This is a genomic window from Acinetobacter rudis (genome assembly GCF_000829675.1).
Classification (GTDB): Bacteria; Pseudomonadota; Gammaproteobacteria; order Pseudomonadales; family Moraxellaceae; genus Acinetobacter; species Acinetobacter rudis.
Genome location: NZ_BBRX01000022.1, coordinates 57,441 through 84,402, shown reverse-complemented (window position 1 = coordinate 84,402; position 26,962 = coordinate 57,441). Strand labels below are relative to the sequence as shown.

Below are 26,962 nucleotides of genomic sequence, written 5' to 3'. Positions count from 1 at the left end.
ACTAAGCGATAAAAATGCGAAATATTATCATTTAAATAAGGTTTGGCCGCAGAGCTGCGCCACACAAAGTTGTAAAATATGCTCTGGATTTTCTGCACTCATGCCTTTTATAGCTGCATCGACACGTCTAAGCAGAGCTGGCCAAGTTAAAAATTGTTGTGGTTGTAAGCGGCGTAGAGCCTGTTGATAATGACCAACTTTATTTTTCCAAATGCCCAGTTGTAATGCATTCTGTGGCTGTTCAAACAACTGCATGAGTAGACGCATTTCTTTACTTACAGTCCATAAGATCAGGCTGGGTGCTTCACCCGACTCGAGTAGATACTGTAATATTTTGATTGATTGTGAAAAATTACCAGCAATGAGTGCATCGCTTAAATCAAAGCTACTATAGCGTGATTGATCCTGTAAACACTGCTGTAAATGCTCAATTTGAATCAGTTGCGTATCTGGAAAGGTGTCAGCTACACGCATCAAACTGTTTTTTGCAGCGAGTAAGTTATGTTCATGATGCTGCTCTAACCATTGCCACGCATCATGATCGAGTTGAATTTGCAGCTGTTCGGCTTCAACTTTTAAAATATTTAACCGATCTTTCGGATAATTTGCTGCAAGCGTGACTAAAACACCATTGGCTTCAACAGTTTGAATAAAGCTCGACTTTAGACTACTGGCATCCTGCTTTGGCATAGCGATCAGTAATAAGTTGTCTTGATTGTGCTGAATAAAGTGCTTGAGTTGTTTTAGAGATTGCGCATCAGGCTTAATGTTGCCGTGTACTTCAACTGCAAGTTGAGTAGAAAATAAAGACAAGCTATTTAAAGCAACGAAGACATTTTTCCAGTCACTGGCATTATTGAGGTCAAAACGCTGCCGCTCAATATTTTGAGCTTGCCAGTATTCACGGAACACACGCAATAAATTTTGCTCAAGTAGCGGTTCTTGTCCGTGGATGACCCAAGCACCTCGCGCTTCAGGTGCGCGTTTAAGTGCTTGTAAATAATCAATCTTCATAAGGTCTGTTGCATATTATTACTGTGACTGAGCAGGGGTGGTTTGCGCGACAGGTAATTTAGGTAAGCGGTTTGAAGACAGCTGACGAGTAATTTGCTGTGCAAGATCATCAACTAAGATTTGGCTTAAATAACGATTTTCTTGATCATCAGTATTTACTGTAGCAACGTCATACTGATAAGAGCGTGTAGCGGTCAATGTACGAGGTTCAGTCACTGGGCGACCTTGTTGATCTTCAATTTGGAAGGTGACAGTAAGACGCAGTAAAGTTTCAACTAATCTACCGTTCAGTTCTAAACGACGCGGCGTATAGTCTAAAACACGTAATACATAGGCATCGCTAGAGTTACTCATTTGTACGCCAGCGGCAGTTAAGTACATACCGAGTTTCTTTTCTAAGTCTTGAGTATTGCTATTGTTAGGCATTGCTAATTGTAATTTATTATAGGCAATAGGCGCGATGGCTGGATTGGTTCCTTTAAGATGAAAACCACAACCGACCAAGCCTGCACTTAAGCCGAGTGTTAACGTAATTGCAGCAATTCGTTTTATTAAGTGCATGCTTATGTCCTATGAAATTAAATCAAGTTAAAAGTCCCATCCGTAGATGAGACTTGAATTAGTTGATAACAGTTTAAAGTAGTTTAATTTGAATTAAACAACTAAGTTCACTAATTTATTAGGTACGACAATTTCTTTCTTCGTCGGGCCAGTGAGGAACTGTTGAACTTCAGGTAAAGTTTTCGCTAAATTCAATAAGTCTTCTTTGCTGATATCAACAGCGACATCAAGTTTAGCACGAAGTTTACCATTGACTTGTACCACAATCGTTTGTGTGTTTCGTGTCAAAGCCGTTTCATCTACAGCAGGGAGTAGCATTTGGGTTAAATCCAAACTGAACTCTGCTAAGAGTACTTGACTTAAGTGTGGTGCAAATGGAGCAAGCATGGTCAATAGACTCACAATAGCTTCACGTGCAACAGCTTGGTCATTTTCACTTTGAACTTCAAACTTGTTGATGCTGTTTAATAGTTCCATTTGTGCAGCAATGGCTGTATTAAATGCATAGCGACGTTCGATATCGTCACCCACTTTTTGAATGGTCTCGTGTGTTTTACGACGTAGGTCTTGAGCCGCAGTACTTAAACTATTACGGTCAACTTCAGTCGCTTTATAGCCATGCTCAAGATAGCCTGTGACCAAACGCCATACACGTTTTAAGAAACGGTGTGCACCTTCAACCCCAGCATCAGACCATTCAAGTGATTGATCTGGTGGTGCTGCAAACATCATAAAGACACGTGCAGTATCAGCGCCGTACTGTTCAACAATCGATTGTGGGTCAATACCGTTATTTTTCGATTTTGACATTTTCTCTTGGCCACCAATCACTACAGGCTCACCATCTGTCATTAGGCGTGCAGAGATACTACGACCTTTCTCATCACGTTCTAGTTCGACATCAGCAGGGTTAAACCATGTCTTTTTACCAGAAGCTTCTTCACGATAGAACGTATCAGCCAATACCATGCCTTGGGTGAGCAAGTTAGTGAAAGGCTCATTGCCTTCAACTACGCCTTCATCACGCATCAATTTATGGAAGAAACGTGCATAAAGTAAGTGCAAGATTGCGTGTTCTACACCACCGATGTATTGGTTGACGGGTAACCAGCTTTGTACAGATTCAGGTTTAACCAGACCGCCTGTAAAGTCAGGAGAGGCAAAACGTGCATAGTACCAAGATGATTCTACAAATGTATCTAAAGTATCTGTTTCACGACGAGCATCACCACCACAGCATGGGCAAGTCGTTTGATAGAACTCTGGCATTTTGTTCAATGGGTTACCTGAACCATCAGGCACCACATCAGTTGGCAAAATTACAGGTAACTGTTCTTCAGGTACTGGAACCTGACCACAGCTATCACAGTTAATCATTGGAATTGGACAACCCCAATAACGTTGGCGTGATACACCCCAGTCACGTAGACGGAACTGTACTTTGCTATTGCCTAGAGATTGTGCTTCAAGTTTAGCCAAGATCGCAGCATAGGCAGCATCAAAGTCTAAACCGTCAAACTCAGCAGAGTTAACCAATTTACCTTGTTTAGAACCATACCATTCTTGCCATTCAGTGCTGTTAAACTCAGCATCATCTGCTGTTTTCGCATCAATGACTTGCTGAATAGGTAAGTTGTATTTATTGGCAAATTCAAAATCGCGTTCGTCATGTGCAGGTACGGCCATCACCGCGCCAGAACCATAAGACATCAATACATAGTTCGCGATCCAAACTGGAAGTTCAGCACCTGTAAGTGGATGCTTAACAAAAAGACCTGTAGCCATGCCTTTTTTCTCGGCTACAGCTAGATCTGCTTCAGCAACAGAACCCATACGGCATTCTTCAATAAATGCTTGAAGCTCAGGATTGTTTTCAGCAGCTTTGAGTGCCAAAGGATGTTCTGCCGCAACAGCTACATAGCTTGCACCCATTAAGGTATCGCCACGTGTAGTGTAAACGGTCAGTTTGTCTGCATAAACGTCAGGTTGAGCAGAAGGGAATTGAATTTCCATGCCTTGAGAACGACCAATCCAGTTGCGTTGCATGGTCAACACTTGTTGTGGCCAGCCAGCTTGCAATTGATCAAGATCATCAAGAAGTTCTTGTGCATAATCGGTAATGCGGAAGTAGTACATTGGAATATCACGTTTTTCTACCAATGCACCCGAACGCCAGCCACGACCATTTTCTACTTGTTCGTTGGCCAATACTGTTTGATCTACAGGGTCCCAGTTTACTGTAGACAATTTACGATAGATCAAACCTTTTTTATAAAGTTGTACAAATAACCATTGTTCCCAGTGGTAATACTCAGGTGTACATGTTGCGAACTCACGATCCCAATCTACAGAGAGACCTAGACGTTTGAGTTGATCGCGCATATAGGCAATATTTTCAAAGGTCCATTTCGCAGGCGCGACTTGATGGGCAATCGCAGCATTTTCAGCAGGTAAACCAAAAGCATCCCAACCCATAGGTTGTAACACTGTTTCGCCTTTTAGACGATGGAAACGGCTGATGACATCGCCAATAGTATAGTTGCGCACATGACCCATATGCAGTCGACCGCTTGGATAAGGGAACATCGACAGGATATAGCGATGCGGCCCAGTTACAGTATCGGCAACTTTAAATACCTTGCGTTGTTCCCAATCCATTTGGACATTGGGTTCAATCGCACTGGCTTGATATTCAGGGTCAATGTGATTTGTAGTCATAAACGTCGTATCAGAACAATAGTCAAAAGAAAGTGTGTCGCACAGCATAGCGCATAATGACCTGAAATGTGAATGTTCACTGGGCTTTTTTTCATTTATAGCGACTATGGCTATTTTGTATTTAAACGTGAAACTTAGACGCGTAACTTGAAAAGTAGCTAAAGCGAGTAGCAGATTATCATTGGTCTGATTTTGCTAAAAATATTAAGTCAGCTCTGCCAGAAGTGGCTGTATGAAATGTCGCCTGAATTGATTTTCTAAAAAGTCAATAAAACTCAATTAGAATGCTTGACTTTGTCTGGCAAAACATCAAAAATGGCTGCTTGAGTTTTATATGGCTTGGTTCGATCACCCTTCGAATCCATGACATCGCACACAATACATTGCACCTAATCTGGTGTGGTGAAATCAGCAAGATATGTTTATCCCAACATGTCTTACATAACAGCCTTGCTTAAACAGCAACGACGTTATAAAAAATTTATTATTGTTGCAAAAACTGAGAATTATGTGTGCTATAACTAGGTGCACAAATGAATCAATGAATCATCATCTATGTCTCCCATAGGTGTATGGAATAAAGATTAGGGTGAATCACGTTGGAACTTCTATCTGGTGGTGAAATGCTCGTTCGCGCTTTGGCGGACGAGGGCGTTGAGCACGTTTTTGGTTATCCAGGCGGTGCTGTATTACATATTTATGACGCGCTATTTCAGCAAGACAAAATTAATCACTATCTCGTGCGCCATGAGCAAGCTGCTGGTCATATGGCAGATGCTTACTCGCGTGTTACTGGTAAGACAGGCGTTGTCCTGGTTACCTCAGGTCCTGGTGCGACAAATACGGTGACACCGATTGCAACAGCTTATATGGATTCCATTCCGATGGTGATCCTGTCTGGTCAGGTTGCAACACACTTGATTGGTGAAGATGCATTCCAAGAAACCGACATGGTCGGTATTTCACGCCCAATCGTTAAACACAGTTTCCAAGTCCGTCATGCAAGTGAAATTCCTGCGATGATCAAAAAGGCATTTTATATTGCTGCAAGTGGTCGTCCTGGTCCGGTGGTTATCGACATTCCTAAAAATGCGACAGCTCCTGATGAGAAGTTTGCCTATCACTATCCTGAAAAAGTGAAAATGCGTTCTTATCAGCCACCGACACGTGGTCATAGCGGGCAAATCCGTAAAGCAGTAGAAGAATTATTACATGCGAAGCGTCCAATCATCTATACAGGTGGTGGCGTGGTACAAGGTAATGCATCTGCTTTATTGACTGAATTGGCGCACTTGTTGAATTTCCCTGTAACCAACACCCTAATGGGCTTAGGTGGTTTCCCTGGTGATGATCCGCAATTTGTGGGGATGCTTGGGATGCACGGAACTTATGAAGCCAATATGACGATGCATAATGCAGATGTGATCTTGGCTATCGGTGCACGTTTTGATGATCGGGTAACAAATAATCCAGCCAAGTTCTGTCAAAACGCTAAAGTCATTCATATTGATGTTGACCCAGCGACTATTTCGAAGACAATCATGGCACATATCCCAATCGTGGGTGCAGTTGAGCCAGTATTGCAAGAAATGTTGACACAGCTTAAGCAGTTGGGTGTGTCTAAACCTAATCCTGAAGAAATTGGGAATTGGTGGGCACAGATCAATGAATGGCGTAAAGTTCATGGTCTACGTTATCAACCTGCAGCTGATGGTGGCATGAAACCACAGCAAGTGGTTGAAGCACTTTATAACGCAACTAATGGTGAAGCCATCATTACCTCTGACGTTGGACAACATCAGATGTTTGGTGCGATGTATTACAAATACAAGCGTCCGCGCCAATGGATTAACTCTGGTGGCTTAGGCACGATGGGTGTAGGTTTACCTTATGCAATGGCTGCTAAATTGGCTTGTCCAGAACAGCAAGTTGTTTGTATTACGGGTGAAGCTTCGATCCAAATGTGTATTCAAGAGCTATCGACTTGTAAGCAATATGGTTTGAACGTCAAAATCTTGTGCTTAAACAACCGTGCATTAGGTATGGTGAAACAGTGGCAAGACATGAACTACGAAGGCCGTCACTCAAGTTCATATGTAGAGTCTTTACCTGATTTCCCTAAACTCATGGAAGCTTATGGTCATGTGGGTATTCAGATTGATCACGCAGATGAGTTAGAGTCAAAATTGGCACAAGCGATGGCGATTAACGATAAATGTGTATTTATTAACGTCATGGTTGATCGTACTGAACACGTATATCCAATGTTGATTGCTGGCCAATCGATGTGTGATATGTGGTTAGCAAAAGGGGAGCGCACTGAATGAGACATATAATTTCTGTACTCGTTGAAAACGAAGCGGGTGCGCTTTCACGATTAGTGGGTTTATTTTCACAACGTGGTTATAACATTGAGACACTCAATGTTGCGCCAACTGAAGATGCGACACTATCACGTTTGACGCTCACAACTTATGGTGATGACCATAAGATCGAACAAATCACTAAGCAATTGAACAAACTTGTAGAAGTTGTAAAAGTTGTAGACTTGTCTGAGGGCGCACATATCGAACGTGAGTTGATGCTTATTAAAGTGAAAGCATCAGGGATCGCACGTGATGAAATTAAGCGCACATCTGATATATTCCGTGGTCAAGTTGTTGATGTAACACCAACGACTTACACGATACAAATCGCAGGGACAACTGAAAAAATAGATGCGTTTATTGATGCACTTGCTGAAAACACCATTCTCGAAGTTGTTCGATCAGGTGTTTCGGGTATAGCCCGCGGCGAGAAAGTACTCACCATCTAGTTTTATATTCAACGCAATTAAACGCATTTTAGTGGAGATAGCAATGCAAATTTTTTATGATAAAGACTGTGACTTATCAATCGTTCAAGGCAAAAAAGTAGCAATCATTGGTTACGGTTCACAAGGTCATGCACATGCATTAAACCTTAAAGATTCTGGTGTAGATGTAACTGTAGGTCTGCGTGCTGGTTCTACTTCTTGGAAAAAAGCTGAAAATTCAGGTCTTAAAGTTGCTGAAGTTCCTGCTGCTGTAGCTCAAGCTGATCTTGTTATGATCTTGACTCCAGATGAATTCCAAGCACAACTTTACCGTGATGTTATTGAGCCGAACATTAAAGAAGGCGCAACTTTAGCATTTGCTCATGGTTTCTCTGTACTTTATAACCAAGTTGTTCCACGTAAAGATCTAGACGTAATCATGGTTGCACCTAAAGCACCTGGTCACACTGTACGTTCTGAATTCCAACGTGGTTCAGGTGTTCCTGACCTTATCGCGATTCATCAAGATGCTTCTGGTAATGCACGTAATGTTGCTTTGTCATATGCTTCTGGCGTTGGTGGCGGTCGTACAGGTATTATCGAAACTTCTTTCCGTGAAGAAACTGAAACTGACTTGTTCGGTGAGCAAGCAGTACTTTGTGGTGGTGCTGTTGAATTGGTTAAAATGGGCTTCGAGACTTTGGTTGAAGCTGGTTATTCTCCAGAAATGGCATACTTCGAATGTTTGCATGAGCTAAAACTTATTGTTGACTTGATGTTCGAAGGCGGTATCGCTGACATGAACTACTCTGTATCAAACAACGCTGAATACGGCGAATATGTAACTGGTACTGAAGTAATCAACGAACAGTCTCGTGAAGCAATGCGTAATGCATTGAAACGTATTCAATCTGGTGAATATGCGAAAATGTTTATCCAAGAAGGTGCTCTAAACTATCCTTCAATGACTGCTCGTCGCCGTCAAAATGCTGAACATGGTATCGAAGTAACAGGTTCTAAGTTACGTGCAATGATGCCTTGGATCCAAGCAAACAAAATTGTAGACAAAGAAAAGAACTAAGTTCTGATCTAAATCTAAAAAACCCGTTCAGTTGAGCGGGTTTTTTTATTGCCTTTTTGCTGAGTATTGAAGTTGTATTTGGGCTAAGTGAGTCAGATTTTAGGAAAATCATCACGAAATTGTTTGCGAGAAAATCATAAGGTTTTATTTAATATAAGTAATCAATGAATATTTTTCATAAGTTGGTCTTATAAGTTTAAAAATATTTATGTAACAGGAATTAATTATTTTTTCTTAATAAAAAAATTTATGTACTACATAGCATATTAAAAATAATTTTAATGATATCTCTCTCTATGTGCCGAATATCGGTGCTTGTTCTTGTTTTTTTATCTCTTATCTGAATAAACAAATGGTCATTTTTTGTTGGCTAAATTAAATTTCAGAGCGGTTTACTTTGAATTAAACTGTTGTTTTTGAATGGTAACTTATAATTATTTGGTTGCTGGTGTGTAAAAAACTGCCTATGATTTAAACAAAGCACATGATTAATACAAAACTTTAAATCAGTGTTTTTAAAGGTTGCGGTGCAACAAAATTAAAAATTGAGTCGTGTCCGGAACTGAAATAAAACTTAGCAATGAACCAGTAAATACTAAATATTAATTGAGGTTTGTATGAAAAAACTAATGTCTACTCTCGCATTAACAACAATTTCTTCATTATTTGCAGCTTCAGCATTTGCCGATGTTACAGCAGTTGCAACTGCAAAATGGGATGCAAGCGCGACTAAAGACACTAAGAGTGCTCTAGTAGTTACACCTTTGAAATCACTTGTATTCCAGTACGCTGAAGGGATTAAAGGGTTCAACACTCAAGTTGGTGCATTCGATGTCACGATTCAAGGTCAAAGTGGTGCAACAGACTTTACTCTATCTTCAAAGTTGATGGGTAATACATTAACGCGTAGTGGTGGTGATGGTTCTACTTTAGATGTAGGTGTTGCATGGAATGGTCAACCATTAAATAAAACAACAGCAGTAACGATGATTGATACTAAAAACAATATCAGTGCTGGCTTAGATAGCATTGCATTGAAAAATGCATATTCAGGTACTGGTCGTTCATCTGCACAAAGTAACTTCATGTTTACTGTTGCATCTGCAAAAGATAAAACAGGTGCTGATATTGCTGATCTCTCAACTTTGACTGATGGTCGTTGGGATGGTGAGGTTGCAGTTCAGTTCACAGCACTTTGGACAGCCCCATAATATTTAATCAAAACAGTTAAATATTGAAATAAATTTTGATCAACAACAAGGGAGTATTTTCCCTTGTTGTTTCATAAGGGGTATATAAGTGAACTTAAAAATAACAATATTGATCAGTAGTTTAGCAATCTCTATGCAAAGTTTAGCCATTAATGTGGGTGATGTAACATCGATTATTGAAGCCAAACAATCCTTGATTGCAAAAGAAATTGAAAATCCATCAGAAACTGCGCGTTTTGTCGGTTTAAAAGTACAACGTTTAAGTAGCCCCATGGAAGGTGGTGAAATTATTCCAATGGAATCCGCTGCTGAAATTTTATCTACACCATCTGGTTTGGTTCTTCCTGGAACTGCAAAAGATATATTCAAAATTATTTATCAAGGCCCAGCGGATGATCAAGAACGTTACTACCGTTTGTCTTGGTTAGATGCACCTGTAGGAAGTTCAGAAGATTCAACTGCTCCCAAAACTGCTCAAGCCTCAGCCGTTGCTCAGATTAATACCATATTGGTCGTCGCACCGCGCAAACAAAAATTTGATTACACCTATAAAGATGGCCAAGTCACCAATACCGGCAATGTCAGCTTTCGAATCGTCGCTGCTGGAGCATGTAAAGACGTCACCAAAGATATCGATGGTAAAGGATGTCGCGAACGTTATTACGTGATGCCAAATAAAAGCTTAACGCTGAAATATACGCAAACCGCAGATCCTAAAACAAATATCGGTATTTGGCACGATAGTGAATATATCAATGTCCCACGGTAGGTGATCATGAACAGGCTAATGGTTGTTGGAGTCATGGGTATCTTACTCGCGAGTATGCAAAACGTACGTGCAGAAGAAAAAACAAGTGTGATTCATATTGGTAAATATACATTTCCAGCAGCACTTTCTAGTATGTTAGCCCAAGGTTTTACGGTTCCAGTTTATTTAAAATTCGAAGAAGATTTAGTTGTTGGTGATAACAAGAGCCAGCAAAAAGTTGCCGATGCTGTTGTTGAATACCAAAATAATCAACTTTATGTAAAAAAAATTATTTTTGATGAAAGTAATCAAACAACAGAATTATCAGCAGAAGTAAAAGAAAGTATTCAATCACTCGATCAAGCTTTTGGACCAGATATGCAGTTATCGATTGGTCCTGATGCAGCACTGACTTTTGATTTAAAATCACTTTATATGGAGCTTAAGGTAAATAAATCGGCCTTAGGAACAAAGTTAATCAAGCGCTCTGATGTATTAGGCGACTCGACAACTGAAAATTTCTCATCGGTATTGAATTATCGTCTGGGAGCCTCCTATAGTGATTTTGATAATCGTAGTACGTCATCCACCTATATCAATTTAGATAGTGTAAGTTCAATTGAAGAACATCACTTTATCGCTAATGGTTCCTTTTATAGTAGTGACTCTGATACGAGTTTTGACTTGTACCGTGCTTTATATGAGCGTGATTTTGAGGGTAATCGTTTAGCTGTCGGGATGATGGATACTTGGAGTATGCAATCTATTGCCAGTTTAAATGCATTGAACTCAAGTAAAATTTATGGTGTAACCTACGGTAATAAAAGTAGCACCGTTATAGAAGATAAAAAGCAGACCCTTGTGCCAATTTTGGTGTTTTTACCAAGTGCAGGAACCATTCAGGTTTATCGCGACGGGCGTTTACTCAGTATTCAAAACTTTTCTATGGGTAGCCACGAACTCGATACTTCAACCTTCCCGATGGGGGTGTATAACGTTGAGGTTAAAACAGTAATTAATGGACAAGAAACCAGTAGTACGATTGCTCAAGTCAATAAAACCAATGGACGCCAATCTAGTGTCACAGGCCAATTAAGCTGGCAAGCTTTTGGTGGGATGTTGGAATACAGTAAACGACATAATTATGGTCAAATTGATAATAATGAAAAAACTTGGTTAATGGGTGTCGCAGCCGCGAAAAACTATGCTTATTTGTCAGGCGTAGGTTTGACATCGACATTATATGGTTTTGACACGAACTTCGTTGCGGAGTTTGAAGGTAATGTCGCAGTTACCTCAAATACCAACTTTAACCTACAGACCATGTTTGCCACAGATCGCTCTTATCGGGCAGCAACATCGATTAATTATAGTTTGCCCAAAGGTTATGCTAGTGTTTGGGGAGCATTTGATATCAGTGAGATCGGCGATGATTTATATTTTACTGACTCTAAAAACTATAGCTTAGGTTTCTCTGTCAACTTTAATCAGTTCTATCGAAAGTTAGGAATGCTGACTTTTAACTATTCTGACGATTTAAAGCGCAGTAATAGTGTGATGAACGTTGAATATTTCCAAAATATTTTTAGCAATCGATATGTCGATATGCAAGTTCGAACCGGCTTACAGCGTTCAGATTATGACACTCAAAAAAGTTATAACGACAAATATATTTATTTTGATTTACGACTACCGTTTTCCAGATGGTTTAGTGCAGGGGTAAATACTCGAAATCGTAACGTCTTTGCCAACGCTAGTTATAAACAGAATTTTAATGATCAAGTCATTAATAGTGTTGGTGTTGATATCTCACAAATGTTAAATCGTAGAAATAACGAAGATATTGTAGATAACTTTACTGCGTCTGGTTATGTAGGTTATGCCGCAAAATATAATAGTGGGAATTTATCTGTCAGCGCCTCTCGCAATAGCTATTCTGCAAACTACAGCAGTGAAGGCTCTATGGCGACTTCAGGGAATAACTGGGTTCTTGGAAACCATAACTTAAGTTCAGGGGTAATCATTGAAACAGGACTCAAAGATAAAGGCAGTATGGCCGCGCAGATCAACGGGCAAAGTTATACCTTAACAGGTAAAAACAACTTTATCCCTTTGGCACCATATGCTGAGTATGTCATTGAATTGATGAATGATAAGAAATCGGTTGATAGTGTGAGTATTGCTGAAGGGCGTAAGAGTCGTGTCACGCTGTATCCGGGTAACGTTGCATTATTACAACCAGAAGTGAAGCAGATGGTGACGATCTTTGGTCGCGTCTATTATCCAAACGGTGAGCCTGCAGCCAATGCCAATATTCATAATCATATTGGTAAAACCAAGACCGATGCCAAAGGAGAGTTCTCACTTGATGTCGACAAGCGTTATCCAGTATTGACCTTGATTGAAGCTAACGGTGATGTTTGTGAATCTACACTGCAACTTGAACATGCACGTGGTGCAGCATGGCTCGGTGATGTCCGTTGCCAATATAAACCAACAAGTAGTAATAAAAATAGTTTAGAGGCGGCACGCCATGATTAAAATTGTAAGAAAAGTAAGTGTATTGTGTGCAGTAGTGTTTTTTACATCAACTCATCTACATGCACTTAAACAACCCACGATGCAAACTTTAGCGCCTAAGGATTATATCTTTATCGAAAACAATGTTGATAAAGAGTACTTTATTGCTCCAGATGCACTGGATCCACGCTTTACAGGTTCCAATGTTTGGAATAAACATAAAAGTAATCAGACCTCTATTGGCTATATGGGAACCAATCATGCACTTGCCGTTAATGGTTATGTCGATTATTGGACTGAAGGAACTTCAATTAACCAACCCTATGTAGGTTCTCGTTGTTTAATGTTAGCAGGTACAACACGTTGTCCTGCCTCAGGTTATCTGCCTGCTGCGAAGATAGATAACCGTGGTGCTTATAAAATTGCAGTATCAGCTGGTGAGGATGGAGGTTCATATGCACGTGCAGCTTTTGGACCAAATGCTTATGAGCATTTTAGAAAAATGCCTATAGGAAGTCAGGAGCATATTGTATTGAATGCTTGTGGAACAAGGGAAGAGTATTCACCAGCGAATGGTACCTATTGTAAAGATGCAAAGGTGGGAAATTGGTATTCTTATCTTTTTACATTGAACAAATATGCCCATATTAAGTTATTAGACACGAAGGCATTCCAAGAAGTTTGGTATGGAACAGATGGAACACCCTATCTGACGCCTAATAGTACCTACTGTCAATATGGTTCAGTGCCTACAGGTGGCACAGCTGATCAGAAAACTGGAATTATGTGTAAGATGCTTAAATATAATATCGAAGGCTCACCAACCACATTCTCACTTTATTACTATTTATATATGGTTACAGATAATGCATCATTTGGTTTTACCCCAAATACATATGATTTACGTATTCATGGTGGTACAGGGGATTGGAAGCGTTACGATCAAGCCAATGCGCTAAACCGTATGAAAGATATGATGACCTCAGGGGACAATTATATTTCAGTGTTTTTTAGTAATTCATTTTTTCAAAAGTTGGCTAAAGCCAAAGTCAACATTCGTAATATTGATAATTTATTTACATTCGCTGTTGATAATAGTGTTGCACCTCAGTCAGGCTTTTATCAATTTTCAGTCTCTACAAAGGTTGAACTCATTCCACGTGAGTATAGTGTCAGTATTCAACCTAAGGGCTTGCCTGAAGGTAGTACGCCTGTTAAAACAGGGAAAATTGGTGATCCCAATCCGATTACTTTTGAATATATGGTGAAGCAGTCTGCACCCCGTCAAGCAGATACCATAGAGGCTTATGTGAGTGCTCCTAGTGTAAGAAAAGAAAATGAATCTTATTGTTTATTTACTTCTGATGATAATAAAACAAAGGTTCCAATTCCGGCGTGGTTAAGTATGCAAAATATCGCCAATCAGGAAGTTAAGACCTATAGTGGTTGTGATATAACTAAAAAATTAAATATGAAAAACGCCATGTGGCAAGCTGAACCTTGGGATAGTTTTGGGTCAGGGTATTTTTATACAACCGATCTTAAGTTGATATTTCCAATGAGTGACCCAGTTTCAGGGGTTTCTATGGAAGGTTTGGATTGGATGGGTAAAGTTCGTGCCGAAGGTGAGATTAAAGTTGTAGCAAAATGGATTGGTGTAAATTTCCCATAATTGATTAACGGATTGTTGAACGCGATATGATAAATACGTTTTTTTGCAGAGTTGTACTGCTCCTGACTGGAATGGGGCTCAGCCATATCGCCTCAGCGGCCTATTTTTCTTCTTATATCTATGAGATGGGTTCCGATGAAAGTTTTATTTCTAAACCTGTGCAAAATGATACCAGTACTTTAAACCTCTATACGGTACAGTCTTTTAAGATCGATAAACCGGGAGAAAATGGTGAAAATATGGTTTATGCAAAGGAGCGTGAACTGATCTTTACACCGTTAAGTTTGCAGATTAATCCTAAAAGTACAGACTTTTTTAAGTTGCTTTATATTGGTCCTAAAGATGATCAAGAACGTTATTATCGAGTGGTCTTTTCTGAGGTGCCATTTTCTGCTTTTGAAGAGGGTGTGACACCTCAAGCCACGACATTTGTACCGAAAGTATCCATGAGTACCATTATGGTGGTACGGCCTCGAAAACAAAAACTTCAATATGTTATAGATGAAAAAGAAGGCGTAATTAAAAATACAGGGAATACTTTTTTTCGGGTCATTATTCATAAAAGCTGTAAACTGGATGATGAAAGTTCGACACAGTTTTATATGTTACCTGATGAAGAATTTAGACATGACATCGTAAAGCAAAAAAACCAAAAATTTATCGTGGCTAATAAAAGCTACACCATGATTAGTCAGCAGTGTGAGCAAGAAAATAACAAAGCACTACTGGCAACTACTGAGGAAACTCAAGAAACAAAACAGTCCGTTGAAGAGCAGAAACATAGCGTGGAGTAGGAGGTTGGTGATCAATAATAAGAGGCGAAAAGGCCTTGTATTGGATTAGGCTGCTCAGTATTAAAATTCAAAGTGATAAATAATGTACAAATGAAATTCAGTGGATTTTAATTTTGTACTTATAAAAAAAGCGCTAATTTTTAGAAGCTATTCAAGAGTGACTTATTTAGATCGCATACACTTTTTGTCTTCAGCTTTTCTAGATAATTGTATGTTAAATTAGCCATAATTTAATCTCGATTGATGAGTGTAATAGGTACAATGAAATTTAGCCGAACTTTAGTCAGTGGTTTGTTTGGTGTTGTATTGGCAGGATCTACGGTTGCACACGCGGAAATTGTACAAAAAACTTCAGCAGCTACAACAACATCTACTCAAGGACAATTTAAGAACTTGAACGATGTCAAAATTAATATGCAGCGTATGTTACGCTCAACAGACGGTCAGTATTTTTTAGATCTATATGCTGGTGTGTGGAATCCACGCGCGACCCTCACTGATTTAAAGACAGATAAAAGCATCCGTTTTGAGGGATTACAAAAAGGTCATCAACTTAATTTGGCTTCTTTGATTTCTCCTGCTGATGCAAGTCTTGAGGCAGGCGATTACCAGTTAAATGGCCAACTCAATGCCATTACAGGAAGTTTTACTGCAAAACTGGTTCAAAAAAATCAGCTTCAAACTAAAGAGCTTAAGTTTGAGCCAGCATTTAAAGTGGCAGATAAACCAGCATTCTTTTTTAAATTCTATACTCCAAATAATGCTGCAACCTTAAATAATTTTATTGAACGTATTGATGTGATTGATCAAAAAACTAAAAAAGTAGTTCAGCAACTGACAGGTTTTAAAGCCTATAATCAGTCGGTTGACTATAAAGATATTAACTTTGATGGTCATTATGATTTGATTTTATCTGATGCATCAAATGGTCGTTGGGCAGAAGATCAACACCATATTTATTGGATGTATAACCCGAAAACCAATAAATTCCAGCGTTCAAACCAATTGGAAAAAATCCAAGGCTATCCACATCTTGATGGTATTAAACAGCAAATCAATTTTGCCAATGGCTCAATTTATCAGGTAGAAAATGGTCTATTAAATAAAATTCAATGATCTAAACCGTATTTTAGACTTGCCCCTTAACTGGGTATAGGAATCTACAGATTGAATAGCTGATGACTAGCAAAAATATTTGTGTAAAAACTTATGCTTAGTGTGGAGTGAGTTAAAAGTCGTGGGTTAAACCTCTCCTGATTAAGGAGAGGTTTGGAGAGTATAAGAACTACTGATTTTCTCGAATATAATCTTCTGTACGCTGCATCGCTGCCTGAATATTTTCAATTGCAGCTTTGACATCATTTAAGCTTTTCGCATTGCCACCGCTGAGCGACTGACGCCATTTACGTGCACCAGGTAGATTTTGAAATAAACCCAGAATGTGACGAGTTAAAATAGAAATTGGCGCACCTTCAGCCATACGCTGTTCAAAGTAGGGAATCATCTGCTGCATAATATCGAAACGATTCGGCAGTGTATCTAAGCCATATAACTCACCCAATTCAGCAAGTAGATAGGGGTTGTGATAAGCCTCACGCCCAATCATGACACCATCAACATGTTGTAGATGCGTTTTGGTTTCTTCAAATGTTTTGATACCACCATTAATTTCTATATATAAGTCAGGACGTTCCTGCTTGAGACGATAAACATCTTCATAACGTAGTGGTGGAACGTCACGATTTTCTTTAGGTGAAAGTCCTTGTAGTAAAGCAATACGTGCGTGGACGACAAAATGTTTACAACCTGTTGCTGCAACGGTATCGACGAAGTGCAACATCTCCTCATAACTTTGCATGTCATCGATACCGATTCTATGCTTGATCGTCACGGGGATGTGGGTTGCCTGTTGCATTGCAGCAATACATTCTGCGACCAGATCGGCTTCTGCCATAAGGCAAGCACCAATTTTATTGTTTTGTACGCGGTCACTTGGACAGCCAACATTAAGATTTACTTCATCGTAGCCCCAGTCCTCAGCCATTTTGCTGCAAGTCGCGAGATCTTGTGGATTAGAGCCACCCAGTTGTAATACGATCGGATGTTCTTGTTGATTATAATTGAGATGACGTGCAGCATCGCCGTAAATAATCGCACCTGTCGTAACCATCTCTGTATAGAGCGTAATATGTGGATTAAATAAACGAGCAAAATAACGATAATCTTTGGTTGTCCAATCCATCATCGGAGCAACACTGATTCTGAAATTCTTATTAATCACTGAATCTTTATTGATTTCAGGCATGTGTGTTGGTTCCTTGATATGGATAGGCGGTGCATTTTAGCATAGGGTTTAAATTGAAAGTGTTACAGCAACTGAGCTTAATTACACCCACAGCCCAAACTCTATATAGCGTTTGATGTAGTCTCATGGAGATGACGCGAATTATAGCGAATCGAAAAAATTTAGCAAAAAATCACATGCAAAAATTTGGTCGAAGAATTAAAACGCTATCCACTTTTTGTTGAGCACAAGGCTTAGTGTTACTCATTTTTATCGAGGTTCGTTGAGCTTTCTCCTTGTAATAGAGCACTCCATACACGATGGCCAACTTTGTCGTATTCGATTAAAGTTTGACGAAACTCTAGTCTCGATTCAACTGAAACTAAAGGAGCAGGGAGTAGAGGGTCAAAGATTATTTTTTTAATCGCATGATCACCCAACGAATATGTTTCTCGCGCTGCATCTTTAAGCTGCATATTTTTAATATTAATTAATGATTCATTCAGAATGTGTATTTGCTCAAGATAGCTCTTTTGCATTTGTACGGTATCCCAAAGTTGGGTGGCCTTTTGTGTATAGAGTTCATCAAAGTCTTGTGCATTAAAGAGTACGATATTTGGATCACATTCAAGAGAAAGAAGTTTTTTCTTGATGCTGTTAACACCATTTTTAATATTATTTGGTCTGATATATAAACCTGCATGTAATTCTTGCATGCCCACTAAGCCAAAAGCACGATTGGTATTACGTGAGAGGGTTCGATTGCTTTTATTCACAGTTGTGGTCAGTGCAGCAATCCAACTGCCATCCCATGTTTGAGTAAAATGTTCTGCTGTTCGCCACAAACTGATTTCATCGCGCAGTACTCGACCTTTAATCGAAAGTTGATAAGCACCTCGAGTTATGGGTTCAATCAGTCCTGAACTCTGCAATCTGTTAATGGCAACACGGATATTATTTGGTGATAGGTCAAAAACTGCCCCAGCTCGAATAGCAGCTGTAATGTCGAGTGCATCATTATCTACAACCCCCAGTATTTTTAATAAGAAGTCTTTTGCAATAGGTTGGATTGTTTCCATATCAACTTTTATGAACATGAGAATGACCGAATAATTTTAACAAACCTCTCAATATTACACCAATTGACATAAATATTATTTGTATGTAATTTTCATGAGAGAATAAATCATTTATGCATAAATAAAGTTATTGAGGTGAGTGATGAATAATGCCTTTCAAACCCATGAGGTGATGAATCAGCCAGAGCCATTGCCAGCATACAATCTTTGGTCAACTGATCAGGCTTTACAGGAAATCGTACATGCAATGGCAGGGACATGGGCCGATCAACAATTGCTGGATTTAGGACAGCTTGCTGGCTCAAAACAGATGGAACACGGTGAGTTAGCAAATAAAAATAAACCCGTATTGCACGCTTTTGATCGTTATGGTCATCGTATTGATCATGTTGAATTTCACCCGTCATACCATGAGATTATGAAAAACTCTATGGAAAATGAGGTACATAGTTTCTCTTGGAATCATGCCGATCAGACAGGTGCACATGTGGTGAGATGTGCATTGATGTATATCAATAGCCAAGCAGATTCAGGTACTGCATGCCCACTTACCATGACTCATGCAAGCATACCCACACTGAGACACGCACCCGAGCTCGCCAAAGTTTGGTTAGCGAAGATTTTAAATGCAGCTTATGATCCTCGCTCTTTACCCATCGAACAGAAATTTTCGTGCACCATTGGTATGGGAATGACTGAAAAACAAGGTGGGTCCGATGTCCGTAGTAATACCAGTCAAGCAATTCGACAAGACGAAGGTTATTACCATATTGTTGGACATAAATTCTTTTTTTCTGCGCCGATGTGTGATGCACATTTGGTACTCGCCAAAACAGAACTTGGTATAAGTTGCTTTTTAGTACCTCGCATTTTATCTGATGGTTCTTTAAATCGTGTTCGAATTCAACGATTGAAAGATAAACTGGGTGATTGGAGCAACGCATCTTCAGAAGTGGAGTTTCATAATGCTGTCGCCTATCTCGTGGGTGAGGAAGGGCGTGGTATCGTTAATATTTTAGAAATGGTTGCATTCACTCGACTAGACTGTGCGATTGGTTCAGCTGCCATCATGCGTCAAGCTTTAGTTCAGGTACTGCATCATACTGCGCAACGTCGTGCTTTCGGGAAACTCCTGATTGATCAACCTTTGATGCGTAATGTTCTGGCAGACTTAAGTTTGGAAAGCGAAGCGGCATTGGTATTGAGTATGCGTGTTGCTCAAGCAGTCGATTTGTCAAAATCAGATCCTACAGAAGCAGCATTTGCTCGTATAGCGACTGCAATAGCGAAGTTCTGGATTTGCAAAAGAACTCCAGCTTTTGTCAATGAAGCACAAGAGTGTTTGGGCGGAATAGGATATGTCGAAGAGAATATCTTGCCTCGTTTATATCGCCAAGCACCGCTGAACTCAATTTGGGAAGGCAGTGGTAATGTGCAGTGTTTAGATGTACTTAGAGCTTTAAATAAAGATCCTCGGGTAAAAGAGGCTTTATTTCATGAGTTTTCTAAAGTTAGCGGTTTAAATGCTTCATTGGATCTTTTTGTTCATGAATTGACTCAAGAATTCTCTGATATGACAAATTTGGAAGTACGAAGTCGACTAATTGTTGAACGCACCGCAATCGCCTTACAAGCAGCGCTTCTTTTACAATATAGCCCTAGTGCAGTGGCAGAAGCCTTTTGTGCTAGTCGACTAAGTCGTGACCATGGTTTCACGTTTGGCAGTGCTGATTTCTCTAAAAGTAGTTCTATCCTGATTCAGCGAGCAGTGGTAATCCACTAGTCCTTATACAAAGATGATTAGGGCTGCAGCAATTTTACAGAAAAGTGCGATTGTTGCGGTTCATCATTAATTGAAGTATTCGTTTCAATTTCTTCTGCTTTAAACACTAACTTTAGACTCTCTCTGTGTTGTTCAAGCACGACTATACCTATCCGCACTATTCGACTTTTCTAAGCCGCTCATTTTTTACTTTCTGGCGAAATATGATGAGAGAACTCGGCGTGTTCAACGCTTTAAGTGTTTACTCAGTTGCTCAGCACTGATCCCTGATTTGCATTGTTGGGGTCGAAGTGCTTTATGACGCTACTTTCGCTCTAACTTATCCATAATGTACTTGCAAAAATTTAGCTTTTTTCTAAATTCGACTGATAAAATAAAAAACCAGTCTTAGTAGACTTTGTTTCTTATATTTTATATGTGATTTTTTACATGGTTATATATTTTTATTTAGTAAGTTAATTTTTAATATTAATTTTTTTGGTATTTTTTAATTAAGTAGTTTATTATTAATTGTTAACAACTTAATTGTTATCTATTGGTTTTTTGGTATTTTGAATTATTTTTCCTATTTTTCCTATTTTTATTGGTTTTAATACTTTTGTTTTTTTAATGTTTTTCCTTGTGATTGCTGGTTTTTGAGTCTTTTAAGTTAATCTTGTGTATGTGTTTTTGGGTTGATCAATCTTCAAGGAATTTGAAGAGCACATGAATTTATAAAAATCTAAACAAATTTGTAAATATTGGTCTTTTTTTAGCTTTAATTACGATTTTATCACATTAAATTGTAACTAATAGTAATAATAATTAATTAAAGTTAAGAAATTTAGCATACATTTTTGTGATTTTGTGAATCACCACGCTTTTTTTATAGTGTTGAATTTGAAAGTTTTACTGAACAATGTGCCCAAAAAAGTGCTTTAAATATAATTTTTTCAATTTGATTTTATATTAATAATTAAAATGTGAATTAATATTTTTGGTCTATTGTTTGTTTATTTTGTGTTGATTAAATATAAATAAATTATATTATGTGCGCAGGGTAAATATTTATTTGTGGCTCTATTAATATTTTTATTTATTACCTGAGTTATAAACTTTTGGGGTTTTGTTCAGTAATTTAAGTAAAGGTTTAAAAAATTAATCGATACAAAAAATTAATTGAGGTTTGTATGAAAAAGTTAATTTCAACACTAGCACTTGCATCTGTTTCTACTTTATTTGCTGCAACGGCATTTGCTGATGTAACCGCAGTAGCTACTGCAAAATGGGATGCAAGCGCAACCAAAGATACGAAGAGTGCACTTGTTGTGACTCCAATGAAATCACTGGTATTTCAATATGCTGAAGGCGTTAAAGCCTTTAATACTCAAGTAGGTGCATTCGATGTAACGATTGCGGGTCAAAGTGGCGCGACTGACTTTACCCTGACTTCAAAATTGATGGGCAATACCTTAACGCGTAGTGGTGGTGATGCCTCTACGTTAGACGTCGGTGTCAGTTGGAATGGTCAAGCATTAAGCAAAACCACGCCAATCACTTTGATTGATACAGCGAATAGCGTCAGTGCTGGTTTAGATAATTTGGCTTTAGCAAGTGCTTATGCGGGTACTGGTCGTTCGTCTGCTCAAGGAAGTTTCTTATTTAACATCGCTTCTGCAAAAGACCAATCTGGTGCTGCTGTTTCTGATTTTTCAACTTTGGCTGATGGCCGTTGGGATGGTGAAGTCGCAGTGCAATTTACAGCAGTTTGGAAAAAGTAATTTCTGGATTTAACTGGAAATTATTGTTGGTGAATAACAAGGGAGTGAAATCCCTTGTTGTTTCATAAGGGGAATAAAAATGAACTTGAAAGTAAAGATATTGGTGAGTGGTTTAGCAATTTCCATGCAATGTTCAGCAATTAATGTTGGTGATATCACTTCGATTATTGAAGCTAAGCAGTCTTTGGTTGCAAAAGAAATTGAAAATCCATCGGATACGGCACGTTTTGTTGGTTTAAAAGTACATCGTATAAGTACACCAATGGAAGGTGGTGAAATTATTCCAATGGAGTCTGCAGCTGAAATCTTATCAACACCATCAGGTTTAGTTCTCCCAGGTTCTGCAAAAGATATATTTAAAATTATTTATCAGGGACCTGCTGATGAGCAGGAACGTTACTATCGCTTGTCTTGGTTAGATGCGCCGGTAGGAAGTTCAGAAGATACAACAGCAACAAAAAGTGCTCAGGCTTCTGCAGTCGCGCAAATTAATACCATCTTAGTTGTCGCTCCAAGAAAACAAAAATTTGATTACAGCTATAAAGACGGCGCAGTAACCAATACAGGCAATGTGAGCTTTCGAATCGTTGCAGCCGGAGCGTGTAAGGACAGATCTAAAGATGTTGAAGGTAAAGGTTGCCGTGAACGTTATTACGTTATGCCTGATACAACGATACAACTTAAATATACAGAGTTTAGCGACGCTAAAACAAATATCGGTATTTGGCACGATAGCGAATATATAAATATCCAACGGTAGATCAATATGAAAAGTCGAATACTTTTTTGTGTGGCTTTACTTGTGGGTCTACAAAATACCTATGCAGATGAACCTACTCAAATTCAAATTGGTCAGTATGTCTTTCCTGTAATGCTTTCAAGTATGTTATCGCAAGGATTTACGGTCCCTATTTATTTGAAATTTGAAGAAGATTCGACGATTGAGGCCACTAAGAGTAAGCAAAAAATTGCAGATGCAGTTGTGGAATATCGCAATAATCAACTTTTCGCTCGAAAAATTATATTCGATGAAACTCATCAAAGCACAGAATTAGCACCTGAAGTTAAAGCTCAAATTGCAACATTGAATAAAGCTTTTGAAGAAGATATGACGCTGTCTATTACAGATGATGCGGTATTGTCATTTGATTTACAGTCACTTTATCTTGAATTAAAAGTAGAGAAGTCAGCACTGGGTACAAAGTTGATCAAGCGCTCTGATGTATTGGGTCAATCCACCACAGAGAATTTTTCTTCAATTTTAAATTATCGACTCGGGGCTTCTCAGAGTGATTTTAATGAACGCAAGACATCATCCACGTATATCAACTTAGACAGTATTAGTGCATTAGAAGAACATCATTTTTTAGTCAATGGTTCATTTTATAGCAATGACTCAAATACCAGTTTTGATTTGTATCGTGCGTTATATGAACATGATTTTGAAGGTAATCGATTAGCTGCAGGGATGATGGATACATGGAGTATGCAGTCAGTTGCCAGCTTAAACGCCCTAAACTCAAGTAAAGTTTATGGTGTGACTTATGGTAATAAAAGTAGCACCATCATTGAAGACCAAAAACAGTCTTTGGTACCGATTTTGGTGTTTTTGCCAAGTGCAGGAACGATTCAGGTTTATCGTGATGGCCGCTTACTCAGTATTCAAAACTTCTCTATGGGGAGTCATGAGCTTGATACTTCGACTTTTCCAAATGGTGTCTACAACGTTGAAGTAAAGACGATTGTGAATGGTCAAGAAACCAGTACGACTTCGGCGCAAGTCAATAAAACCTTTGGTCGCCAATCAAGTGTAACGGATAAATTAAGCTGGCAGGCTTTTGGCGGGATGCTTGAGTATAGTAAACGATATGACCAAGATGCTATTCATACAGATGAACGAACTTGGTTAATGGGAATTGCTGCTGCAAAAAACTATGCCTATTTGTCTGGTGTACGTTTAGCTTCGACTTTCTATGTATTTGATAAAAATGCTGTTGTCGAAGCTGAAAGTAATATTACTTTCACGCCAAACTCAAGTTTAAGCTTTCAAACCATGTTAGCTACAGATCGTTCTTACCGAGCAACAACGGCATTAAGTTATAGCCTACCCAAAGGATATGCCAGTTTCTGGGGAGCTTTTGATATCAGTGAAATAGGCGATCGCTTATATTTTACAGATAACAAAAGTTATAGCCTAGGTTTGTCCATGAATTTAAACCAGCTATATAACAAATTAGGTTTATTAACAGTAAGTTATTCAGATGATTTAAAACGCGATAACCGACTAATGAATGTCGAATATTTCCAGACGATTTATAACAATCGTTATGTAGATATGCAAGTTCGTACAGGTTTACAGCGTTCGCAATATGACACTCAACAAAACACTCAAGATAAATATATCTACTTTGATTTACGACTTCCTTTTTCAAAATGGTTTAGTGCGGGTGTAAATTCACGTAATAGTAATGTGTATGCCAATGCCAGTTATAAGCAAAACTTTAATCATCAAGTGATTGAGAATGTTGGATTAGATTTCTCTCAAATGGTGAATCGTAAGAATAACGATGTGGATTCAGACAACTTCACTGCATCTGGTTATGTGGGTTACAAGACAAAATATAATAGCGGCAACTTATCTATGAGTGGATCTCGCAATAGTTATTCATTGAATTATACCAGTCAGGGTTCAATTGCAACTTCGGGTAAAAACTTTGTATTGGGCAATGACAATCTAAGTTCTGGTGTAATTATTGAAACGGGATTGAATGACAAAGGCAGTATGGCTGCTGAAATTAATGGTCAAAGTTATACATTAACAGGTCAAAAAAACTTTATCCCACTCGCGCCTTATGCTGAATATGTCATTGAATTGATGAATGATAAAAGTTCTGTAGACAGTGTAAGTATTGCAGAAGGACGTAAGAGTCGAGTCACTTTATATCCGGGTAACGTCGCATTGTTACAACCTGAGATCAAGCAAATGGTGACAGTTTTTGGACGCGTTTATTATCCAAATGGTGAGCTCGCGGCCAATGCCAATATTCACAATCATATTGGTAAAACCACCACGGATGCCAATGGAGAATTCTCTCTTGATGTTGATAAGCGCTATCCGATGCTCACACTAATTGAGAGAAATGGTGATATTTGTGAATCGACTTTACAGCTTAGTGATGCTCGTGGAGCTGCATGGTTGGGTGACGTAAGTTGTCAATATAAACCAGTCAGTCGCAATAAAAACAGTTTAGAGGCCACTCGATATGATTAAGCTTGTGCAAAAACTCAGTGTGCTATGTGCAGTTGTATTATTTACATCAACTCAGGCTTATGCACTCAAGCGACCTAATGTACAAAATTTAGCAGCGAAAGATTACCTCTTTATTGAAAACAATGTCGATAAAGAATATTTCATTGCTTCTTATTTGCTGGATCCTCGTTTTACTGGATCTAACGTTTGGAATAAATTTAGAACACGTCAGACTTCTATTGGTTATATGGGAACCAATCATGCCCTTGCTGTAAATGGCTATGTGGATTATTGGATTGAAGGAGGTGCAATTGATCGGCCTTATGTTGGCTCGCGTTGTTTGATGTCAAATGGAACACGTCGATGTCCTGCTTCAGGTTATTTACCTGCTGAAAAAATAGATAGCCAAGGTGCTTATAAAATTGCTGTATCGGCAGGGGAAGATGGCGGGGCCTATGCTCGTGCAGCATTTGGATCTGGAGCTTATGAGCATTTTAGAAAAATGGCTGTGGGCAGCACAGAAAACATTGTGATGAATGCTTGTGGAACAAATGAAGAATACTCACCCTCGCAAGGTCGATATTGTAAAGATGCACAGCGAGGCAATTGGTATATTTATAATTTTACATTGAATAAAAAAGCACATGTCACTTTACTCGACACCAAAGCTTTTCAAGAAATTTGGTATGGCACAGATGGTACCCCTTATCTTACAGCCAATAGTAACCATTGCCAGTATTCGATTGTAGATGGTCAAAGTGGCGTGTCGTGTAAAATGCTTAAATATAATATGAGGGGTAATCCAAGTGCTTCTTCACCACATTTCTTTATATATATGGTGACAGACAATTCCGCATTTGGTTTTACACCTGCTGCAAAGGATTTATTGATCCATGGCGGTACAGGGAAATGGCACAATTATAGTGAAGCGTATCGTGCCTATAACAAATTAAAAGATATGATGGTGTCAGGAGATGGCTACATCTCAGTATTTTTTAGCAATACTTTTTTCCAAAAGTTAGCGAAGGCTAAAGTTAATATCCGTAATATCGACAACCTATTTACTTTTGCAATTGAGAATAACGTCGCACCACAGTCCGGTTTTTACCAATTTTCAGTATCCACCAAGGTAGAGCTTATTCCGCGTGAATATAGTGTCAGTATTCAACCTAGAGGTCTGGCTGAAGGTTCAACTCCTGTTTTGACTGGAAAAATTGGGGACTCTAATCCGATTACCTTTAACTATACAGTTCGCCAGTCTGCACCAAGACAAGCTGATACGATTGAAGCTTACGTGAGTGGACCTCAGATCATCAAAAATGGGGAGAGTTACTGTTCTTTTAAATCTGCCGATAAAAAAACAGAAGTTGCGATCCCTGCTTGGTTAAGTATGCAGAATAACTTTAACCAAGAAGTTAAAACTTATAGTGGTTGTGACAGTAGGAAATCCTTAAACATGAGAAATGCAATGTGGTCGGTCGTGCCTTGGGATAGCTTTGGTTCAGGCTATTTTTACTCGACCAACTTAAAGTTACTTTTCCCTATGGATGACTCTATTTCTAATTTGTCAACTGATGGCTTGGATTGGATGGGTAAAGTCCGTGCAGAAGGTGAGATTCGAGTGAGAGCAAAATGGATTGGTGTAACTTTTCCATAGTGCTAAGCATATAGGTTAATTCAGGCTGAGCGTGAT

Annotated in this window: 19 protein-coding genes; 14 read left to right on the top strand and 5 right to left on the bottom strand. The window is 38.8% G+C overall.

Annotation, left to right across the window (positions count from 1 at the left end; all coding sequences use genetic code 11):
* Positions 1-27: 27 nt before the first annotated feature.
* The 3 genes from holA to leuS all read right to left on the bottom strand — a co-directional run bounded on the left by holA (position 28) and on the right by leuS (position 4,293).
* The gene (gene holA, locus Aru01_RS05885) at positions 28-1,014 is read right to left on the bottom strand and encodes a DNA polymerase III subunit delta (protein ID WP_016657485.1); all 987 of its coding nucleotides are present in this window, start codon (positions 1,012-1,014) and stop codon (positions 28-30) included.
* Between the two features lie 18 nt (positions 1,015-1,032).
* Positions 1,033-1,575 (bottom strand): LPS-assembly lipoprotein LptE, encoded by a 543-nt coding sequence (locus Aru01_RS05880; protein WP_016657484.1) that lies wholly within the window; start codon positions 1,573-1,575, stop codon positions 1,033-1,035.
* A gap of 93 nt (positions 1,576-1,668) precedes the next feature.
* Positions 1,669-4,293: a leucine--tRNA ligase gene (gene leuS, locus Aru01_RS05875; RefSeq protein WP_040331409.1), complete on the bottom strand. Its 2,625-nt coding sequence runs from the start codon at positions 4,291-4,293 to the stop codon at positions 1,669-1,671.
* Positions 4,294-4,892: 599 nt separating this feature from the next.
* Between leuS and Aru01_RS05870 the strand changes: the two genes are divergently transcribed.
* From Aru01_RS05870 to Aru01_RS05830, 9 genes are all read left to right on the top strand, one after another.
* The gene (locus tag Aru01_RS05870) at positions 4,893-6,620 is read left to right on the top strand and encodes an acetolactate synthase 3 large subunit (RefSeq protein WP_016657482.1); all 1,728 of its coding nucleotides are present in this window, start codon (positions 4,893-4,895) and stop codon (positions 6,618-6,620) included.
* Positions 6,617-7,108 carry an acetolactate synthase small subunit gene (gene ilvN, locus Aru01_RS05865; RefSeq protein WP_016657481.1) on the top strand — a complete coding sequence of 164 codons (492 nt, stop codon included), beginning with the start codon at positions 6,617-6,619 and terminating at the stop codon, positions 7,106-7,108. Before Aru01_RS05870 ends, ilvN begins: the two co-directional genes overlap by 4 nt.
* A gap of 43 nt (positions 7,109-7,151) precedes the next feature.
* On the top strand, positions 7,152-8,168 hold the full coding sequence (gene ilvC, locus Aru01_RS05860) for a ketol-acid reductoisomerase (protein WP_016657480.1): 1,017 nt from the start codon (positions 7,152-7,154) through the stop codon (positions 8,166-8,168).
* 617 nt (positions 8,169-8,785) lie between these two features.
* Positions 8,786-9,379 carry a common pilus major fimbrillin subunit EcpA gene (ecpA, locus tag Aru01_RS05855; RefSeq protein ID WP_016657479.1) on the top strand — a complete coding sequence of 198 codons (594 nt, stop codon included), beginning with the start codon at positions 8,786-8,788 and terminating at the stop codon, positions 9,377-9,379.
* 88 nt (positions 9,380-9,467) lie between these two features.
* Complete coding sequence (locus Aru01_RS05850) at positions 9,468-10,148, top strand: EcpB family pilus assembly chaperone (protein ID WP_016657478.1); 681 nt, start codon at positions 9,468-9,470, stop codon at positions 10,146-10,148.
* Between the two features lie 6 nt (positions 10,149-10,154).
* Entirely contained in the window at positions 10,155-12,668 is a 2,514-nt protein-coding gene (locus tag Aru01_RS05845) for a CS1-pili formation C-terminal domain-containing protein (protein WP_016657477.1), read from the top strand.
* Positions 12,661-14,319 (top strand): fimbrial adhesin EcpD family protein, encoded by a 1,659-nt coding sequence (locus tag Aru01_RS05840; protein WP_016657476.1) that lies wholly within the window; start codon positions 12,661-12,663, stop codon positions 14,317-14,319. The genes Aru01_RS05845 and Aru01_RS05840 overlap by 8 nt, the downstream gene beginning before the upstream one ends.
* A 26-nt stretch (positions 14,320-14,345) precedes the next feature.
* Entirely contained in the window at positions 14,346-15,113 is a 768-nt protein-coding gene (locus tag Aru01_RS05835) for a fimbrial biogenesis chaperone (RefSeq protein ID WP_155757999.1), read from the top strand.
* A 261-nt stretch (positions 15,114-15,374) separates the two neighbouring features.
* A complete protein-coding gene (locus Aru01_RS05830) occupies positions 15,375-16,229 on the top strand; it encodes an XAC2610-related protein (protein WP_040331408.1) in 855 nt (284 codons plus the stop codon).
* 169 nt (positions 16,230-16,398) lie between these two features.
* Here Aru01_RS05830 and dusA read toward each other — a convergent pair whose 3' ends face one another.
* The gene (dusA, locus tag Aru01_RS05825; RefSeq protein WP_016657473.1) at positions 16,399-17,418 is read right to left on the bottom strand and encodes a tRNA dihydrouridine(20/20a) synthase DusA; all 1,020 of its coding nucleotides are present in this window, start codon (positions 17,416-17,418) and stop codon (positions 16,399-16,401) included.
* A 239-nt stretch (positions 17,419-17,657) separates the two neighbouring features.
* The gene (locus Aru01_RS05820; protein WP_016657472.1) at positions 17,658-18,494 is read right to left on the bottom strand and encodes a hypothetical protein; all 837 of its coding nucleotides are present in this window, start codon (positions 18,492-18,494) and stop codon (positions 17,658-17,660) included.
* Positions 18,495-18,618: 124 nt separating this feature from the next.
* Between Aru01_RS05820 and Aru01_RS05815 the strand changes: the two genes are divergently transcribed.
* The 5 genes from Aru01_RS05815 (at position 18,619) to Aru01_RS05795 (ending at position 26,926) form a co-directional block, all read left to right on the top strand.
* Entirely contained in the window at positions 18,619-20,259 is a 1,641-nt protein-coding gene (locus Aru01_RS05815) for an isovaleryl-CoA dehydrogenase (protein ID WP_016657471.1), read from the top strand.
* A 1,169-nt stretch (positions 20,260-21,428) separates the two neighbouring features.
* On the top strand, positions 21,429-22,019 hold the full coding sequence (gene ecpA, locus Aru01_RS05810; protein ID WP_016657470.1) for a common pilus major fimbrillin subunit EcpA: 591 nt from the start codon (positions 21,429-21,431) through the stop codon (positions 22,017-22,019).
* Positions 22,020-22,098: 79 nt separating this feature from the next.
* A complete protein-coding gene (locus tag Aru01_RS05805) occupies positions 22,099-22,779 on the top strand; it encodes an EcpB family pilus assembly chaperone (protein ID WP_016657469.1) in 681 nt (226 codons plus the stop codon).
* A 6-nt stretch (positions 22,780-22,785) separates the two neighbouring features.
* A complete protein-coding gene (locus Aru01_RS05800) occupies positions 22,786-25,290 on the top strand; it encodes a CS1-pili formation C-terminal domain-containing protein (protein WP_016657468.1) in 2,505 nt (834 codons plus the stop codon).
* Positions 25,283-26,926 (top strand): fimbrial adhesin EcpD family protein, encoded by a 1,644-nt coding sequence (locus Aru01_RS05795; protein ID WP_016657467.1) that lies wholly within the window; start codon positions 25,283-25,285, stop codon positions 26,924-26,926. The genes Aru01_RS05800 and Aru01_RS05795 overlap by 8 nt, the downstream gene beginning before the upstream one ends.
* The last annotated feature ends 36 nt before the right edge of the window (positions 26,927-26,962 follow it).